The sequence below is a fragment of the Dactylosporangium sp. CA-139114 genome (assembly GCF_050955725.1).
Classification (GTDB): Bacteria; Actinomycetota; Actinomycetes; order Mycobacteriales; family Micromonosporaceae; genus Dactylosporangium.
The window spans coordinates 6,264,417-6,282,580 of the sequence record NZ_CP192080.1 but is presented as its reverse complement, the minus strand read 5'-3'; the positions used below and the strand labels follow the sequence as shown (position 1 = coordinate 6,282,580).

Here is an 18,164-nt window from a genome sequence, read left to right as displayed (position 1 = left end):
CGGGCGGGAAGGGTGCGTGCCGACGGGCGGTGCGGCATTGGCGGTCCGGCTGGAACCCAGCACCTCGGACGCGCTGTGCCCTGCGGGCGTCTCGCCGATCGCGGAAGGGTCCGCGGCGGTTCAGCCCAAGGCATCTACAACCAGGTTTGTATCAGACCGCCGTCGCGCGAAGGGGAGGATCGGCGAAGAGAGTCCTGAATAGCCGGACAAACCCGCGGGTCGTGTTGTACGAATAACGTGTCGCGGCCACAGCGTGCTGGAAGACGCCGCGGACGCGCCGGCTGCGGACGCCGGCGGCGCGCACGCCGGACGTGAGCCTGTCTCGGCCCGACGGCCATGAGTTCGCTCTGGTGAAGACCCGACTGATTCGACGCACAAGGCTGCGTCGTGGGGTCAGTGTGCGCCTGCGCAATCGAACGCTGCACACCTGACCCATCGACGGGAGCCTGATGAAGACTGCATTCGGCGGCAACGACCTGGTTGTCGCCATCAATCCGTGTGGAGCGGTGGAGCCCGGTCCACGGCTCGTGGCGGCCGCCGTCGCCGGTGGCGGACGCGGGGTCTTCGACCTGGCTCGGGGCGACAGCGCGGCCCTGCGGGCGCTGGAACAGGCGGTGTCGTGGTCGGCGGGGCCGATCGGGGTCCGGGTGCCGGCCGGTTGCCGCGCCACCCTCGCCGACGTGGAGCGCGTCGCCGGGCATCGGGTGAATCTGCTGGTGATGTCCGCGGACGGCGCCGGGTGGCCGCTGCGGGAGGCGGCGCGGCGGTATCGGGTGCTGGTGGAGGTGAGCAGCCGTGCGCAGGCCCGGGCCGCGGCCGAGGCCGGCGCGCACGGGCTGATCGCGCGCGGATGCGAGGCCGGCGGCCGGGTCGGCGAGCTGAGCGCCTTCGTCCTGCTGCAGCAGCTGCTGGCCGACGAGGCGCTGGCGCTGCCGGTGTGGGTGGCCGGGGGCATCGGGCCGCGCACGGCCGCCGCCTGCGTGGTCGGCGGCGCCGCCGGTGTGGTGCTGGACAGCCAGCTCGCGCTCATGCCGGAGTCGGACCTGCCGGAGGACGTACGGGCCGTGATCGGGCGCATGGACGGCTCGGAGACGGTGCTGTCCGACGGCGTGCGCGGCCTGCGCCGCGACGGCCGCCCGGACGGCACCGGCGAGCTGCTGCCGGTGGGCCAGGACGGCTGGATGGCGGCCGTGTTCCGGCACCGCTGGCGCACCACCGCCGCGGCGGTGCGCGGCATCCGGGCGGCGATCGAGGCCGCGGCCGGCGACGACGCGGCGGGCGCGCTGCTGGCGCCGGGCGCGCCGCTCGCGCAGGCGCTGGGTGTGCGGATCCCGGTGGCGCAGGGGCCGATGACGCGGGTCAGTGACGTGGCCGGGTTCGCCGCCGCGGTCGCCGACGACGGGGCGTTGCCGTTCATCGCGCTCGCGCTGGCCACCGGCGAGCAGTCCCGGCGGATGCTGCGGGATGCCGCGCGGCAGCTGGGCGGGCGCCCGTGGGGTGTCGGCGTCCTCGGCTTCGCCCCGGAGGAGGTCCGGGCGGCGCAGCTCGCCGCGGTGATGGAGGTCCGGCCGCCGGTCGTGATCATCGCGGGTGGCCGGCCCGCACAGGCCAAGGCCCTCGAGGCCGACGGCCTCAACGCGTTCCTGCACGTGCCGTCGCCCGGGCTGCTGCGGCAGTTCCTGTGGGCCGGCGCGCGGCGGTTCGTCTTCGAGGGCGCCGAGTGCGGCGGGCACATCGGGCCGCGCACGAGCTTCGCGCTGTGGGAGGCCCAGGTGCTGGCGTTGGAGGAGTTCCTCGACGAGGCGCCGCCCGGCACCGCCGCGCAGGTGCAGGTGTTCTTCGCCGGCGGCATCCACGACGCGCGCTCGGCGGCGATGGTAGCCGCGATGGCCGGCCCGCTGGCGCGACGCGGTGTGCAGATCGGCGTGCTGATGGGCACCGCCTACCTGTTCACGAGCGAGGCGGTCGAGTGCGGGGCGATCCAGCCGCTGTTCCAGCGCGAGGCGCTGGACGCGACGGTCACCGCGCTGCTGGAGACCGCGCCCGGGCACGTGACGCGATGCCTGCACACGCCGTACGTCGACGACTTCCACCGGATGCGGCGGGAGCTGGACGCGGCGGGGGTGGACGCCCGGCAGGTGTGGGAGCAGCTGGAGACGCTCAACGTCGGCCGGCTCCGCATCGCCAGCAAGGGCCTGCGCCGCGACGGCGACGCCCTGGTCGCCGTGGACGAGCCGGGCCAGCGCGCCGAGGGCATGTTCATGGCCGGCCAGATCGCGGTCCTGCGCGACGCCCAGACCACCGTGGCCGCGCTGCACGCCGACGTGACCGTGGGGGCGCGGCGCTTCCACGCCGGGCAGATCGCGGCGCTCACCGCGGTGCTCGGGCCGGACGCCGCGGTGGCCGAGCCGGCCCCGGCGCCGCTGGACGTCGCCATCGTCGGCATGTCGTGCGTCTTCCCCGGCTCGCCGGACCTGGCCGCGTTCTGGCAGACGATCCTCGGCGGCCGCGACGCGGTGACCGAGGTGCCCGCCGAGCGGTGGGACGCCGACACGTACTACGCGCCCGAGGTGGAGCCGGGACAGACGGGCCGGATCAGCGTGTCGAAGTGGGGCGGCTTCATCGAGGCGGTGCCGTTCGACGCGATCGGCTACGGCATCCCACCGGCGGCGCTGGCCAGCATCGACCCGGCCCAGCTGCTGGCCCTGGAGGCGTCGCGGCGGGCGCTGGCCGACGCCGGCTACCACCCCGGCTCACCCGCGGCCGACCACTCGCGGACCGGGGTCGTGTTCGGCGCCGAGGCGGGCAGCGACCTGGGCAACGCGAAGGTGATCCGCACCTCGCTGCCCGGGTATCTGGGTGAGGTACCGCAGGAGATGGCCGCGCAGCTGCCCACGGTCACCGAGGACTCGTTCCCCGGCGTCCTGGCGAACGTGATCGCCGGGCGGGTGGCGAACCGCCTGGATCTGGGCGGCCCGAACTTCGCCGTCGACGCCGCCTGCGCCTCCTCGCTGGCGGCGATGGACGCCGCCTGCAAGGAGCTGGCCACCGGCGGCAGCGACCTGATGCTCTGCGGCGCGGTGGACCTGCACAACGGCATCCACGACTACCTGATGTTCAGCTCCGCGCATGCGCTGTCGCCGACCGGCCGGTGCCGCACGTTCGACTCCACGGGCGACGGCATCGCGCTCGGCGAGGGCGTCGCGTGCGTGGTGCTCAAGCGCCTGGCCGACGCGCGGCGCGACGGCGACCGTGTCTACGCGGTGATCAAGGGAGTGGGCGCGGCCAGCGACGGCCGGGCGCTGGGGCTGACCGCGCCGCGGGCCGAGGGGCAGCGCCGGGCGCTGGACCGGGCGTACGCGCAGAGCGGCTTCTCGCCGGCGCAGGTCGGCCTGCTCGAGGCGCACGGCACCGGCACCGTGGTCGGCGACCGCACCGAGCTGCAGACGCTGACCCGGCTGTTCCTCGACGCGGGCGCGGCGCCGGGCAGCTGCGCGCTCGGCTCGGTCAAGTCGCAGATCGGGCACACCAAGTGCGCCGCCGGCCTGGCCGGGGTGATCAAGGCGGCGCTGGCGCTGCACACCGGCGTGCGGCCCCCGACGATCAACCTGACCCGGCCGAACCCGGCCTGGGACGCGCAGCACAGCCCGTTCGCCTTCTACACCGAGGCCCGCCCGTGGGCGGCACCGGCGCGGGAGCGCATCGCCGGCGTCAGCGCGTTCGGCTTCGGCGGGACCAACTTCCACGTCGTGCTCGCCGCGGACCCGCACACGCCCGAGCCGCGCCACGCTCGCGACGAGTGGCCGGCGGAGCTGTTCTGCTTCCGTGGGCGGGATCGTGCGGTGGCGCACCAGGCGGTGGGGCGGCTCGCCGAGCTGCTGCGCGGCACCGACCGGTTTGACCGGCCGTGGCGGCTGCGGGACCTGGCCGCCACCGCCGCCGCCCAGGCCGACCCGCGCTCGGGACCCGTCCAGGTCGCGATCGTCGCTCGCGACGCCGCCGAGCTGGAGCAGCTGCTGCGCCGCGCGCTCGCCGGTGAGCACGACCCCGGCCTGGGCCTGGTCCAGCCGGAGCCGGGCCCGGCCGAGGGCCGCGTGGCGATGCTGTTCCCCGGGCAGGGCAGCCAGCGCCCGGGGGCTCTGGCCGAGCTGTTCGTGACCTTCCCCGAGCTGCGGGAGTACCTCGAGCTCGGGCCGGAACCGGCGCGGCGGCTGTTCCCGCCGGCCGCGTTCGACCCGGCCGCACAGCGCGAGCAGCAGCAGCGCCTCACCGACACCCGGGTGGCCCAGCCGGCGCTCGGCATCGGCGGGCTCGCCGTCGCCCACCTGCTGCGGCGCCTCGACGTCCATCCGGACCTGGCCGCCGGGCACAGCTACGGCGAGCTCGTCGCGCTGAGCGTGGCCGGCGCCCTCGACCCGCCCACCCTGCTGCGGCTCAGCCGGGAGCGCGCCGAGGCGATCGTCGGCGCCGCCGGCGACGATCCGGGCACCATGGCCGCGGTCAGCGCGACCGCCGAGCAGGTCGCCGCGGTCCTGGCCGACGCCGGTCTCGCCGAGCGGGTGGTGCTGGCCAACCGCAACGGCCCCACCCAGCAGGTGATCTCCGGCCCCACCGCGGCGGTGCGCTCGGCGGTGACCGCCCTGAAGACCGCGGGCCTGACGACGCACCGGCTCAACGTCGCCTGCGCCTTCCACAGCCCGCTCGTCGCCGGCGCCGCGGACCGCTTCGCGCGGGTGCTCGCCGACGAACCGGTGGCGGCGCCGCACATCGAGGTCTGGTCCAACCGGACCGCGGCCGCCTACCCCGCGGACGCCGACGGGGTCCGGCGCGAGCTGGCCGCCCAGGTCGGCGCGCCGGTCCGCTTCGTCGAGCAGATCGAGGCCATGTACGCCGCCGGCGCGCGGACCTTCGTCGAGACCGGCCCGGGGGAGGTCCTCACCCGCCTCGTCCGGTCCATCCTCGCCGATCGGCCACACCTCGCCATCGCCTGCGACCGCAACACCGGCGAAGGCCTGCGCGACCTGCTGACCGCGGTGGCGCAGCTGGCCTGCGCCGGGGTGCCGGTGCGGACCGGCTGGCTGTTCCACGGCCGCGACACCGTCGAGGTCACCCGGACCGTGCCGTCCGATCGTCCCTTCTGGACAGTGGACGGCCAGCTCGTCCGCGACCGGGAGGGTGCCTGCATCCCCGGCGGCCTGACGCCGCCGCGACGCATCAAGGAGCTGTCCATGACCCCAACCATCCGACCCGCCACCGACGGCCACGACGACGGGGCCCGGCGACCGGGCCAGGATGAGCTGCTCGCCGAGTACCTGCAGACGACTCGCGAGCTGATCGCCTCCCAGCGCGAGGTCATGCTCGCCTACCTCGGCAGCGACGCCGTCGAGGCGCGCGGCCCGGCGCCGGCTCCCGCGCCGCCGCCACCCCTGGCCAGCGCGCCCGTGTCCTCCGCGCCCGTGTCGTCCGCGCCCGTGCCGGCCGCGGCGGTGACGATGCCGGCCAGGATGCCGGTGTTCACGCCGTCCGGCAACGGCGGCCCCGGCAACGGCGACGCCGTCAACGGCAAGGTGAGCAGCCTGACCGCGACCGCCACGCTGGTGGTGGAGGCGCCGACGCGCGACTTCCGGGGTGCGGTGCTGGCGGTCCTCAGCGATCGCACCGGCTACCCGGTCGACCTCATCGACTTCGACCTGGACCTCGAGGCGGATCTGAGCATCGACTCGATCAAGCGGGCGGAGGTCGCCGGGGACGTCGTGGCGCGTCTCGGGCTGTCGGGTGAGGGCGAGGAGTCGGAGCTGGAGGAGCTGGTCAAGGCCCGGACCGTGCGGGCCATGGTCGACTGGCTCACCGCCCGGCTGGGCGCCGCGCCGGCCGAGGCGCCCGCCGAGGTGCCCGCGGCCCGTCCGACGGCCGTCCAGCCGGTCTCGTCCGACTGCAAGGAAGCGGTGCTGGCGGTCCTCAGCGATCGCACCGGCTACCCGGTCGACCTCATCGACTTCGACCTGGACCTCGAGGCGGATCTGAGCATCGACTCGATCAAGCGGGCGGAGGTCGCCGGGGACGTCGTGGCGCGTCTCGGGCTGTCGCGTGAGGGCGACGAGTCGGAGCTGGAGGAGCTGGTCAAGGCCCGGACCGTGCGGGCCATGGTCGAGTGGCTCACCGCCCGGCTGGGCGCCGCGCCGGCCGAGGCGCCCGCCGAGGTGCCCGCGGCCCGGCCGATACCCGCCCAGATCCGGACCGAGGCGCCGAGCGGCGGCGAAAGCAGGCGGCCGGGCATCGCGCCGTCGCGCCTGCTCCCCATGCTGGTTCCCGTCGCCGACGCGCCGACCCGGCCGGCGACGACGCTCGCGGGCGCCACGCTGGTGCTCACCGGGGCCGGGCCGGTGGCCGACCGCGTCGCCGAACTGCTGCGCCGGCACGGGGCGACCGTGCGAGCCGGCACGCTCGCCGAGCCGGGCCCGGCCGACGGGGCCGACGGGGCCGACGGGTTCGTCCTGCTCGACGGGCTCGAGACGCCGGCCGGGGGACCGGCGCCGCTGCTGCCCGACGCGTTCGGGCCGATCAAGCAGGCCCTCGCGGGCGGCCCGCGCACCCTGCTGGTGGCCGCGGACGCGAACGCCGGTGCCCGCACGGACGGGCTGCGGGGCCTGCTGCGCACCGTCGCCCGTGAGTACCCCTCGACCGCAGCGCGGCTGGCCGTCGTGGACGGCACGCAGCCCGCGGACCAGCTCGCCCGGCAGCTCGTCGACGAGCTGCTCGCCGGGGGCGACGCGGCGGTGGTGCACCACAGCGCCGGCGTGCGGCAGACGTACGAGACGGTCCCGGCGAGCCTCGGCCCGCTCGCGGCCGGCGGCGCGGGCCCGGCCGGAGACGGTGTGGCGGAGGCCCGGGCGGTCGGCCTCGACCGCGACTCGGTGGTGGTCCTGATCGGCGGCGCGCGCGGCATCACGTCCTGGTTCGCCAGGGCGCTCGCCGGGTCCGCCGGGTGCCGCATCGAGCTCATCGGCCGGACCCCGGAGCCGCAGGGGCCGCAGGACCCGGCGCTGGCGGCGGCCACGGACGAGATCTCGCTGCGGGCCGCGCTGGCCCGCCAGGGTGGCGCCACGCCGGCCGAGCTCGCCCGCCGGGCGCAGGCGATCCTGGCCGGACGGGAGGTCGACGCCACCCTGCGCGAGCTGGGCGACCTCGGGGCCCAGGTGCGCTACCACAACCTCGACGTCCGCGACGCGGAGGCGACCGACCGGCTCATCGCGGCGATCCACCGCGAGCACGGCCGCATCGACGGGATCGTGTACGCGGCCGGCGTGATCGAGGACAAGCTCATCGCCGACAAGGACCCGCAGTCGTTCGCCCGTGTCTTCGGCACCAAGGTCGCCGGGGCCCAGGCGGTCCTCGACGCGCTGGACCGGCTCGGCTGCGCGCCGAAGTTCGTCGTCTTCTTCGGCAGCGTCGCGGCCACCTACGGCAACCGCGGCCAGGCGGACTACGCGGCCGCCAACGACGCCCTGGAGGCGATCGGGGACCGCTGGGCGGCCCGCTCCGGCAACCGCTGCCTGACCGTCCACTGGGGACCATGGGCGCCCGCCGAGGGCCGCAGCGGCATGGTCAGCGCCGAGCTGAGCCGGGAGTACGCCCGTCGCGGCGTCGCGCTCATCGACCCGGAGGAGGGCGCGCTGAGCCTGCTGAGCGAGCTGGCCTGGGGGGATCCGGCGCTCACCGCCGTCGTCTACACCGCCTCGGCCGGGTGAGCGCGGTGCACGGCGACGAGACGGCGATCGTGGGCATGGCGGCGCTCCTGCCCGGCGCCGCCGACCTGGACAGCTACTGGCGCAACCTGGTCGAGGGCACCGACGCGATCAGCGAGGCGCCGCCGGCCAGGATCGATCCCGAGTTCTACGACCCGGCGCAGGCGCACCGCCCGGACCGGCTGTACTGCCGCCGGGGCGGGTTCGTCGACGAGCTGGCCACGTTCGATCCGCTGCGGTTCGGCATCATGCCGGCGTCGATCGCGGACATCGAGCCGGATCAGCTCATCGCGCTGCAGGTGGCCGCGGCCGCCATCGACGACGCGGGCGGCCCGGACCGGCTGCCCGCGGGCGACCGGGTCGGCGTCATCGTCGGCCGGGGCGGCTTCCTCAGCCCGGGCCAGATCCGCTACAACCAGCGGGTCCGGGCGTCCAACCAGGTGATCGAGGTGATCCGCGAGCTGATCCCCGACCTGCCGCAGGAGCGGCTCGAGGCGGTCCGGCACCGGTTCGAGGGGCGGCTCGGCAAGCACCAGCCGGAGGGTGCCATCGGGGTGGTGCCGAACCTGGCCGCGTCCCGGATCGCCAACCGGCTCGACCTGCGCGGCGGGGCGTACACGCTGGACGCCGCCTGCGCCTCCTCGCTGGTCGCGGTCGACCAGGCGATCGCCGAGCTGAGCCGCGGCCGGCTCGACGTGGTGCTGGCCGGCGGCGTCCACCACGTGCACGACGTCGGCCTCTGGTCGGTCTTCAGCCAGCTCGGCGCGCTGTCCCGGCGGGGCGAGATCCGGCCGTTCGACAGCGCGGCCGACGGCCTGCTGATCGGCGAGGCGACCGGCATCGTCGTGCTCAAGCGGCTGGCCGACGCGCGCCGCGACGGCGACCGGATCTACGCGGTGATCCGGGGCAGCGGGGTGTCCAGCGACGGGCGCGCGGTCAGCATGGTCAACCCGGCCACCGCCGGGCAGGTGCTGGCGATCCGCCGGGCCTGGGAGGCCGCGGGCCTCGACCCGGCCGCGCCGGACGCCCTGGGCCTGCTGGAGGCGCACGGCACCGCCACGCCGACCGGCGACGCCGCCGAGCTGGACACCCTCGCCGAGGTGTTCGGCCCGCCCGGCGAGGGGCCGGCGCCGGTCATCGGCTCGGTCAAGTCGATGATCGGCCACGCCATGCCCGCGGCCGGCATCGCGGGGCTCATCAAGGCGGCCCTGGCGGTGTACCGCGGCGTGCTCCTGCCGACCCTGCACTGCGACGATCCGCGCCCGGAGCTGGCGCGCACCCGGTTCGCCCCGATCGGCTCCGCCCGGCCGTGGGAGAGCGACGGGCCGCGCCGCGCCGGCGTCAACGCGTTCGGCTTCGGCGGCATCAACGCCCACGTGATCCTGGAGGAGACGCCGGAGGCGTTCGCGGCGCGCCGCGGCGGCACGGGCACTGCCGTGGCATCGCCCGCGGCGGCGAGCGTCGCCGAGCCGGACGAGGTGCTGTGGCTGGCCGCGGCCGACCCGGCCGCGCTGGCCCGGCTGCTCGACGCGGACGACACCACGGTCCGCGGCCTCGGCACCGCCCGGGCCCGGCAGGGCGGCGGCACCGAGGGGCGGGCCGCCGACGAGGGCTGCCGGATCGGCATCGTCAACCCCGACGCCAAGCGGCTCGCGACCGCCCGCGGCGTCGTGGCCAAGGGACAGGCCTGGCGCGGCGCGCGCGACATCTGGTTCAGCCCGGACCCGCTGCTCGCCGGCGCGGCCCCCGGGCGGCTCGCGTTCGTGTTTCCCGGGCCGGAGGCCGAGTTCGGCCCGCGCACCGCGGACGTCGCGGCGCACTTCGGCCTGCCCGACCGGCCGTGGTCCGCCGCCGACCTGGGGCGGCACAGCGCCGGCCTGATCGAGCTGGGCAAGCTGCTCAACGACGCCCTGGAGCGCATCGGGATCGTCCCGGACGCCGTCGCCGGATACAGCATCGGCGAGTGGACCGCCGCGATGAGCAGCGGGCAGGTCAGCGTGTCGTCCCTCGACGACGTCATCGCCGCGCTCGACCCGGCGTCGGTCGACGTCCCCGGTCACGCGTTCGCCGTCGTCGGCGGCGCCGCCGAGCGGCTCGGGCCGTGGCTCGCACGGCACCCGGGCGTCGTGCTGTCCCACGACAACGCACCGGCGCAGTGCATCGTCAACGGACCGGAGCGCGAGATCGACCGGCTCGTCGAGGCGCTGCGCGGCGACGGCGTCGTGTGCCAGAAGCTGCCGTTCCGCTCCGCCTTCCACACCCCGCTGTTCGCCGCCGGGCTGGAGTCGATCGGCGCCGCGCTGCGGCGCTGGCAGGTGCACCCCGCCCGGGTGCCCGTCTGGTCGGCGACGCTCAAGGCGCCGACCCCGAGCGACCCGGAGAGCGTCCGTGAGCTCTCCGTGCGGCACATGCTCGAACCGGTCTGGTTCCGCGAGACCGTCCAGGCCATGTACGACGCCGGGTTCCGGGTGTTCCTGCAGGTCGGTGTCGGGCAGCTGGCCTCGGTCATCGACGACAACCTGCGCGGCCGCGACCACCTCGCCATGCCGGTCAACGTCGCCCAGCGCAGCGGCCTGAGCCAGCTGCGCCGCGTCGCCACGGCGCTGTGGGTCGAGGGGGCCGCGCCGGACCTGCGCAGGCTCGACACGGGCCGGGCGCGCACCGCGGCGGCGGTGCCCGCCACCGCGCGGGCCGCCCGCCGCGGCCCGGCCGTGCGGCTCGACCTCGGCGTGCCGCTGGTCCGCCTCGGCGAGGGGGCCGGTGAGCTGCTCGGCGTGCCCGCGGCGCCGCGGGGTGACCGTGCGGTCGCGACGGTCGCGGTGGCGGCGCCGGCCGTCGTGCCGGAGCCCCGATCGCCCTCCACTCCGTCCCCGTCGTCCAGGCCGTCCACGTCGTCCAGGCCGTCCACGTCGTCCACGCCGGCCCTCGCGGCGCTGAGCAGGCTCGCCGGCCAGTCGAGCGCCGCCGCCGAACTGGCCTCGCTGCTGGGCGGCGACGGCACCGGCGGGAGCGGCTCCGGCACGCCTCCGCCACCGCCGCCACCGCCGCCGGAGGTCCACCGCACGGTCCTGCGGGTCGGCCTCGACACGATGCCGTACCTGCGCGACCACTGCTTCTTCGCCCAGCCCGAGGACTGGCCCGACCCGCAGGACCGCTGGCCCGTGGTGCCGGCGACCACGGTCATGCAGCACATGATGGACGCCGCGCGGCAGGCGGTTCCCGGCGCGCGGGTGGTCGCCGTGCGCGACGCCAGGTTCAACCGCTGGTGCGTCGCCGCGCCGCCCCAGGACGTCGAGATCACCGTCAAACCCGCCGGGCCGGGCCGGCTCTCGGTGATCTTCGGCGGCTTCTCCCGCTCCACGGTCGAGGTGGCGCCCGACTACCCGGCCGAGCGCCCGCAGGTGTGGCGGCACGACCCGGCCACGGAGCAGCCACCGAACATCAGCGCCGAACAGATGTACGCCGAACGCTTCGTCTTCCACGGACCCTCCTTCCAGGGCCTGACCGAGGTCCGCGCCATCGGCGACGCACACGTGCGCGGCGTGCTGACCGCACCGCCCTCGCCCGGCGCGCTGCTCGACAACGCGTCGCAGCTCATGGGCGACTGGCTGTTCACGACACAGCCGTTCGGCGCACTGCCGGTCGCGATCGGCCACGCTCGGTTCTTCGGCCCCGAGCCCGCCGCGGGCACCGCGGTCGAGTGCGTCGTGCACATCCGCTCGGTCGGCACCGAGCAGATCGTCTTCGACGCCCAGCTCGCCGTCGGCGGCCGGGTCTGGGCGCAGCTCGACGACTGCGTCCACCGGCAGTTCGTCAGCCACCCGGCGGCCCGTGCCGCCGAGCGCTTCCCGGGGCGCAACGCGATGTCGCTGCGCCAGCCGGAGGGCTGGACCGTCGCCTTCGACCGCTGGCCCGACCTGGTCACCCGCGGGCTGGCCGCGCGCGGCATCCTCGGCGCCGCCGGCGCGGCCGACTACGAGCGGCGGCCGCCGAAGGGGCGCAAGCAGTGGCTCCTCGGCCGCATCGCGGTCCAGGACGCCGTCCGGTTCCAGCTGTGGGACGACGGCCACACCGACGTCTACCCGATCGAGCTGCCGGTGCGCAACGATCCCAACGGCCGGCCCCGGGTCCACCCGCGCGCCGGCCGCGGCTACCGGGAGTGGACCGTCTCGCTCGCCCACGTCGCGGAGATCGCGGTCGCGATCGCCCGGCCGAGCGTCCCGGGCACGCCGCCCGACGCCCCCGGCGTGGGCATCGACGTCGCCGAGATCACCGAGTGCACGGACAGCACCATCGCGTTCGCCATGACCGACGCCGAGCGGCGGCTGCTGCTCGAGTCGGCGGCGGCGACCGGCGAGGACCAGCATGTGTGGTTCACCCGCTTCTGGACCGCGAAGGAGGCCGCCGCCAAGGCGGAGGGCACCGGCCTGGCCGGCGATCCGAAGCGGTTCACCGTCGTGGAGGCCACGCCGGCGGCGCTCACCGTGGCGGTGGCCGGCCGCGTCTACGTGGTCGCCCATCGCGAGATCTCCAACCCCGAGGGCCTGCCGCCGCGGCGTTACGTCGTCGGCTGGACATGGGGGCCGGAGCCCGTCAACCCGACCGGCCGCGCGCAGCGGCCCGAACCATCAGAAGGGACATCCCATGCCTGTTGACCAGACCGCGATTCTCGCCGAGGTCGCCGAGATGCTGTACGCGATCCGTGACCACGCCGGCGTCGACGACGAGATCACGATGGCGAGCACCTTCCAGGACGACCTCGGGATGGAGAGCATCGACGTGGTGTCGCTCGCCGGCCGCCTGCAGGCCCGGTTCGGCGACACCGTGAACTTCGCCCAGTTCATCGCCGGCCTGGACCTGGACGAGGCCCGGCACCTGCGGGTCGGCCAGCTCGTCGAGCACATCGCGGCCTCGATGGACGGCGCGGACGCCGGCCCCGGCCGGGTGGGCACGCCGGCATGAGCACCGTGCTGGCCAACGGCCTGTCCGTCCACGTGGAGCGGCTCGCCCCGCCCGAGCCGGCGCCCGGCGCGCACCGCACCGCGCCGACCGCGGTGCTGATCCATGGCCTGGCCCTGGACACCCTGGCCAGCTGGTACCTCACCCTGGCCAACCCGCTCGCGGCGGCCGGCCTCGACGTGGTCATGTACGACCTGCGCGGGCACGGGCACACCGACCGCCCGGCGGAGGGCTACGCCCTGGACGACTTCGTCGACGACCTGGCGGCGCTGCTCGCCGCGCTGGACATCACCGGCCCGGTCGTGCTGGTCGGCAACTCGTTCGGCGGCACGATCGCGTTCGCCTACGCGGCGCGCCACCCCGAGCGGGTCGCCGCCATCGTCGCGGTCGAGGCCGCACCGCCCATCGCGGCGTGGCGCGAGCAGATGCCCCGGTGGCTCTCCAGCGCCGCCGCCTACCTGCCCGACGACACGCTGGCCGGGATCGACGGGCGTGGCGGACTCGGCCGGCGGGCCCGGAGCATCCGCGAGGTGATCACCCAGACCAGCCTCATGCGCGATGTGCCGGCCAGCCGGACATCGCCGGAGGAGCGCATCGCCGCGATCGGATGCCCGGTCCTGTGCGTGTACGGCGGCGCCGCGACCGTGGGCGAACTCGCACCCGAGGTACGCCGGCTGCTGCCGCAGGCGCGGATCGTCACCGTGCCCGGGCAGCGGCACACCGTCCTCGTCGACCAGCCGGACTCCGTGCGCGACATCGTCCTGCCCTGGCTGCTGCAGTCCGGCGGCCTCCACCCCGGCCATCACCAACTGGCCTGCGCCGACCAATAGGAAGACCCATGGATGCAACGACCCACGACCACACCATCATCATCAACACCGGCCGGTGCGGCTCGACGATGCTCTCCGACCTGATCGCCGAGCAGCCCGACACCCTGTCGGTCCAGGAGTACCTCATGTGGGTGACGCCCGGGATCGACGGCGAGAAGGTGCTCACCGGCCCGGCGTTCTGGTCGGCCCTGAGCGCGCCCAGCACCCAGCTCGCCACCCTGTTCCGGACCGGACTCGTGCCGCCCGAGGTGCGCTACCCGGCGCACGGCCGCTGGGCCGGCAACCTCGCCGAGCTGCCGCAGATCCTCGCGATCACGCTGCCGAAGATCTCGGCCGACCCCGACCGCCTGTTCGACGTGCTCGCCGGGCTGGTGCCCGCGTTCCCGGAGCAGCCGCTGGCCCGCCACCACCGGATGCTGCTGGACCTGCTCACCTCGCTCGCCGGCCGGCGGCGCTGGGTCGAGCGCTCCGGCGGCTCCAGCAACATCGCGCCGCGCCTGCTGCGGGACTTCCCCGGCGCGAGGGTCGTCTACCTGACGCGCGACCGTGCCGACACCGCCCGTTCGATGAGCCGGCACTCCTGCTTCCAGCTCATGCAGCTGCGCGTGGAGCTGGTCGGCCGGTACGGCCTCGACCCGTTCGAGATCGTCCCCGGCCAGCGGGTGCCGGCGGAGGTGGAGCGGTACCTGCCCGACCGGCTGACCGCCGAGGCGCTGCGCGAACGCGGCCAGGACGTCCGGCGTTTCGAGGGGCTGTGCGCGTTCCTCGCCAGCCAGGCCGAGCAGGCCATCGCCGACGTGCGGCCACGGCGCCTGCTGCGGATGGCGTACGAGGACCTCGTCGACGATCCGCTGCCGCAGCTGGAGCGGCTCGGCCGGTTCCTCGGCTTCGAGGACTGGCAGCCGTGGGCGCGCCGGGTGGCCGGATCGGTCCACGCGCGCGGGGGCGCTCAGGCGGCGGAGGGGCGGGCATGAGCGACTTCACGGACCGGGCCGCGCTCGTCACCGGGGCCGGCTCGGGCATCGGCGAGGCGTGCGCGACGCTGCTGGCCGCTCGGGGCGCCGGCGTGCTGGTCGCCGACGTGGACCTCGACGCGGCGACGCGCGTCGCCGAGGCCATCGGCGCGTCGGCCGTGGCCCACCGAGTCGACGTGCGCGACCCCAAGGCGTGCGAGGCGATGGTCGCCGCCGCGGTGGACTCGTTCGGCCGGCTCGACGTCGCCGTGAACAACGCCGGCATCGGCGGGCCGCGGGCGCTCACGGGGGAGTACCCGCTGGACGGCTGGGACGACGTGATCGCGGTCAACCTCAGCGGGGTGTTCCACTCGATGCGGGCCGAGATCCCGGCCATGCTGGGCAACGGCGCCGGGTCCATCGTCAACGTGGCATCGGTCATGGGGTCGGTCGGCTTCCCGCGGTCGGTGGCCTACGTGGCGGCCAAGCACGGGGTCGTCGGCATGACCAAGAGCACCGCCCTGGAGTACGCCAGGCAGGGCATCCGGGTCAACAGCGTCGGGCCGGGCTTCATCGAGGCGCCCATGCTGCGGCGGGAGAGCGCGATCGGCGTGGCCTACCTGCACCCGACGTGCCGGCTGGGCCGCTGCGAGGAGGTTGCCGAACTGATCGCGTTCCTCGCCTCCGACCGCGCGTCCAACACCACCGGCTCGTGCTTCGCCACCGACGGCGGATACACGGCGCAGTGACGGCGATGCCGTACGCCGACCTGGTCGTGCCCGATCCGCCGTCGCCGAACGCGGCGCTGGTGCGGCAGATGCTGCGGCAGGCGGCCCGGCGACGTCCGGCCACGCTCGAGCAGTGGCGGATCGCGTACGAGCGGTCCGCCGTTTCGTTCGCGGCGGTGCCGGCCATTGCCGAGGCGGTACCGGTCGGGGCGGCCGCCGGGATCTGGCTGCGCCGGCCCGCCGCGAACCGGCCCGTCCTGCTCTACCTGCACGGCGGCTTCTACTGCCTGGGCTCCGCCCGGACCCACGCGCACCTCGCGGGCCTGCTGGCCGACGCCGCCGGGGCGGCCTGTCTCGCGCTGGACTACCGCCGGGCCCCCGAGGAGCCGTTCCCGGCCGCGGTCGACGACGGCCTGGCCGCGCTGGAGGCGATCCGGGCCGCGGCGCCGGACAGCCCGATCGTCGTCGCCGGGGACTCGGCCGGCGCCGGCCTGGCCCTGTCGGTGGCGATGCGCGTGCGCGACGACGGGGGCCGCCCGCCGGACCTGCTGGTGCTGCTGTCGCCGTGGACCGACCTGACCTGCTCCTCGCCCAGCCATCGGGAGCTGGCGGCGGTGGACCCGGTGCTGGCCACCGGCGAGCTGCGGGAGATGGCGGCCCGCTACGCCGGCGGGGCCGACCCGCGCCGGCCGGGCATCTCGCCCCTCTTCGGCGACCTCGCCGGCCTGCCACCGGTGCTGGTCCAGGCCGGCGGCCAGGAGGTGCTGCTCGACGACGCGCTGCGCCTCGTCGACGGCATCCGGGCCGCCGGCGGGCGGGCCGTGCTGCACCACTGGCCGCACATGTTCCATGTCTGGCAGTGGTACCACCCGATCCTGCCCGAGGGCGCCCGTGCGCTGCGGGACGCCGGCGCGGTCATCCGGGCGGCTACGGCAGGTGGAGGTACTCGGCCGGATGGAACCGCCGGGTGCGCCGCCAGTAGTCGTGCGGCGGGAACGGCCAGTTCTGCGCCGACCGTCCGGCGCGGTTGACGTACCAGCCGCCGGTCTTCGAAAATCCCCAGGCGCGCTCGGCGTTGGCCGCGTCCACCTCGGCCGTGAAGGCGTCGCAGACCTCGCTTCGCACCTCGACCGCCCGGTGCGTCGAGCCGAGCAGGTGCCGCACCGCGTCGAGCAGGTACGTGACGCCGCACTCGGACATGTGGATGATGCTGCCGCCGTGCCCGGCGAGGTTCGTGTTCGGCCCGTAGAGGCAGAACAGGTTCGGGAAGCCGGGCACGGTGAGGCCGAGATGGGCGCGGGCGTCGCCGTTCCAGGACCGGTGCAGGTCGACGCCGCCGCGGCCGGTGACCGTCATCGGCGCGAGGAACTGCGAGGCGGCGAAGCCGGTGCCGTAGACGATGACGTCCGCGGGGTGCTCGGTGCCGTCCTGGGTCCGGATGCCGCCCGGCGTGACCCGCTCGATCCGCTCGCCCACCAGCCGGACGTTGGGGCGCTTGAGCGTGGCGATCCATGCGCCGTTGTCGCGCAGGACCCGCCGGGCGCCGACCGGGTAGGCGGGGATCACCAGCGGCTCGAGGTCGGGCCGGCCGGCGAGCTGGCCGCGCATGTGGCCGGCGAGCGTCACGCGCAGCGCCTCGTTCATCGCCGAGACGGCCCGCTCGGTGGGCGGGTAGTCGCGGTCGACGACCCAGCCCTCCAGCACCCGGTGCAGCCCCGGTGCGAGCAGCCAGAAGCGGTGCCAGGCGAGGTAGTACGGCACGTGCTCGTAGAGCCAGCGCAGCCCGTCGGCGACCGGTTGGTGGTAGTGCATGGTGGGCCGCAGCCACGGCGGCGTGCGCTGGAAGACGCGCACCTCGCCGGCCGTCTTGGCGATCTCGGGGACGAACTGGACGGCGCTGGCGCCCGTGCCGACGACCGCGACCCGCCGTCCGGCCAGTTCGACGTCGTGATCCCAGCGCGCGGAGTGGAACGCCGGGCCCGTGAACTCGTCGCGTCCCGCGATGTCGGGCAGCCGGGGCCGGTTGAGCTGCCCGACGGCGGTCACGAGCACGGTGCTGGTGACGGTGCGTTCGCCGTCGGGCGTGGCCAGGGTGAGCCGCCAGCGCCCCGCGGCCTCGTCCCAGGCGGCCGCGCGGACCTCGGTGTCGAACCGGATGTGGTCGTAGAGGCCGTGCTGCTTGGCGAACTCGGCGAAGTACTGGCGCACGCTGTCGTGGGTGCTGAAGTGCAACGGCCAGTCGGCGCGCTGCGCGAAGGAGTAGCTGTACAGCTGGCTGGGCACGTCGACCCGGCAGCCGGGGTACGTGTTCTCGTACCAGGTGCCGCCGACGTCGCCGTTCTTCTCGTACACGGTGACGGACACCCCGGCCTGGGTGAGCCGGTGCGCGGCGAGCAGCCCGCTCATCCCTGCGCCGACGACGGCGACCTCGAGGTCCGGCGCGCCGGGCAGGTCGTCGCGGCTCCAGCCGGGCGCCCTGGGATCCGCGCCGGGCAGGATGATCTCCTCGGCCAGCATCGGTACCAGCTCGGCCGTGTCCACACCCAGGGCCCAGCCGGTGATCCGGCCCAGCATCGGCGCGTCCGGCGGCGGCACCGCGGCACCGTCGCCGAGCCGGGCGAGCACGCCGGCCGCGAGCGCGCGGGCCTCCTCCCGCTGCCGGGCGGTCAGCCCGCCCTGCGGCAGGAACAGCCAGCCGTCGCTGCGCAGGTCGTCGCGCAGGATCGAGGTGTCCCCGGTCAGGTGCGCCAGCGTCATGAGGAGTGCGGGAACCTCGGCGTCGCGGAGGTGATGGCGTAGTTGGGCGTCGTCGGCATGCATCGTCATCGCAGATGTCTCCGGTAGATCGGCGCAGCCGGCGGCGGATCAACCGTCCGATGTGGACATCCGCTCGCGGCCTGAACCTCGCCGAGCACCGTCGTTGCGCCTGTCCGCGCGCTGCTGCAGCGC

The 18,164-nt window shown here is 75.5% G+C and carries 8 protein-coding genes; 7 read left to right on the top strand and 1 reads right to left on the bottom strand.

The window, feature by feature from the left end; translation table 11 throughout:
- Positions 1-449 precede the first annotated feature (449 nt).
- Genes ACQP2P_RS27705 through ACQP2P_RS27675 form a run of 7 tightly spaced genes read left to right on the top strand, consistent with a single transcriptional unit; the run spans position 450 to position 16,246 of the window.
- On the top strand, positions 450-7,748 hold the full coding sequence (locus ACQP2P_RS27705) for an SDR family NAD(P)-dependent oxidoreductase (protein WP_433605575.1): 7,299 nt from the start codon (positions 450-452) through the stop codon (positions 7,746-7,748).
- Complete coding sequence (locus ACQP2P_RS27700) at positions 7,745-12,400, top strand: beta-ketoacyl synthase N-terminal-like domain-containing protein (RefSeq protein WP_433605573.1); 4,656 nt, start codon at positions 7,745-7,747, stop codon at positions 12,398-12,400. Before ACQP2P_RS27705 ends, ACQP2P_RS27700 begins: the two co-directional genes overlap by 4 nt.
- The gene (locus ACQP2P_RS27695; RefSeq protein ID WP_433605570.1) at positions 12,390-12,707 is read left to right on the top strand and encodes an acyl carrier protein; all 318 of its coding nucleotides are present in this window, start codon (positions 12,390-12,392) and stop codon (positions 12,705-12,707) included. Before ACQP2P_RS27700 ends, ACQP2P_RS27695 begins: the two co-directional genes overlap by 11 nt.
- Positions 12,704-13,534 carry an alpha/beta fold hydrolase gene (locus tag ACQP2P_RS27690; protein WP_433605568.1) on the top strand — a complete coding sequence of 277 codons (831 nt, stop codon included), beginning with the start codon at positions 12,704-12,706 and terminating at the stop codon, positions 13,532-13,534. Before ACQP2P_RS27695 ends, ACQP2P_RS27690 begins: the two co-directional genes overlap by 4 nt.
- Positions 13,535-13,542: 8 nt before the next feature.
- Complete coding sequence (locus ACQP2P_RS27685) at positions 13,543-14,508, top strand: hypothetical protein (protein ID WP_433605566.1); 966 nt, start codon at positions 13,543-13,545, stop codon at positions 14,506-14,508.
- Complete coding sequence (locus tag ACQP2P_RS27680; RefSeq protein WP_433605564.1) at positions 14,505-15,236, top strand: SDR family NAD(P)-dependent oxidoreductase; 732 nt, start codon at positions 14,505-14,507, stop codon at positions 15,234-15,236. The genes ACQP2P_RS27685 and ACQP2P_RS27680 overlap by 4 nt, the downstream gene beginning before the upstream one ends.
- A 5-nt stretch (positions 15,237-15,241) precedes the next feature.
- Complete coding sequence (locus ACQP2P_RS27675) at positions 15,242-16,246, top strand: alpha/beta hydrolase (RefSeq protein ID WP_433605562.1); 1,005 nt, start codon at positions 15,242-15,244, stop codon at positions 16,244-16,246.
- Here ACQP2P_RS27675 and ACQP2P_RS27670 read toward each other — a convergent pair.
- Complete coding sequence (locus ACQP2P_RS27670; protein ID WP_433605560.1) at positions 16,143-18,041, bottom strand: flavin-containing monooxygenase; 1,899 nt, start codon at positions 18,039-18,041, stop codon at positions 16,143-16,145. The genes ACQP2P_RS27675 and ACQP2P_RS27670 overlap by 104 nt on opposite strands.
- Positions 18,042-18,164 lie beyond the last annotated feature (123 nt).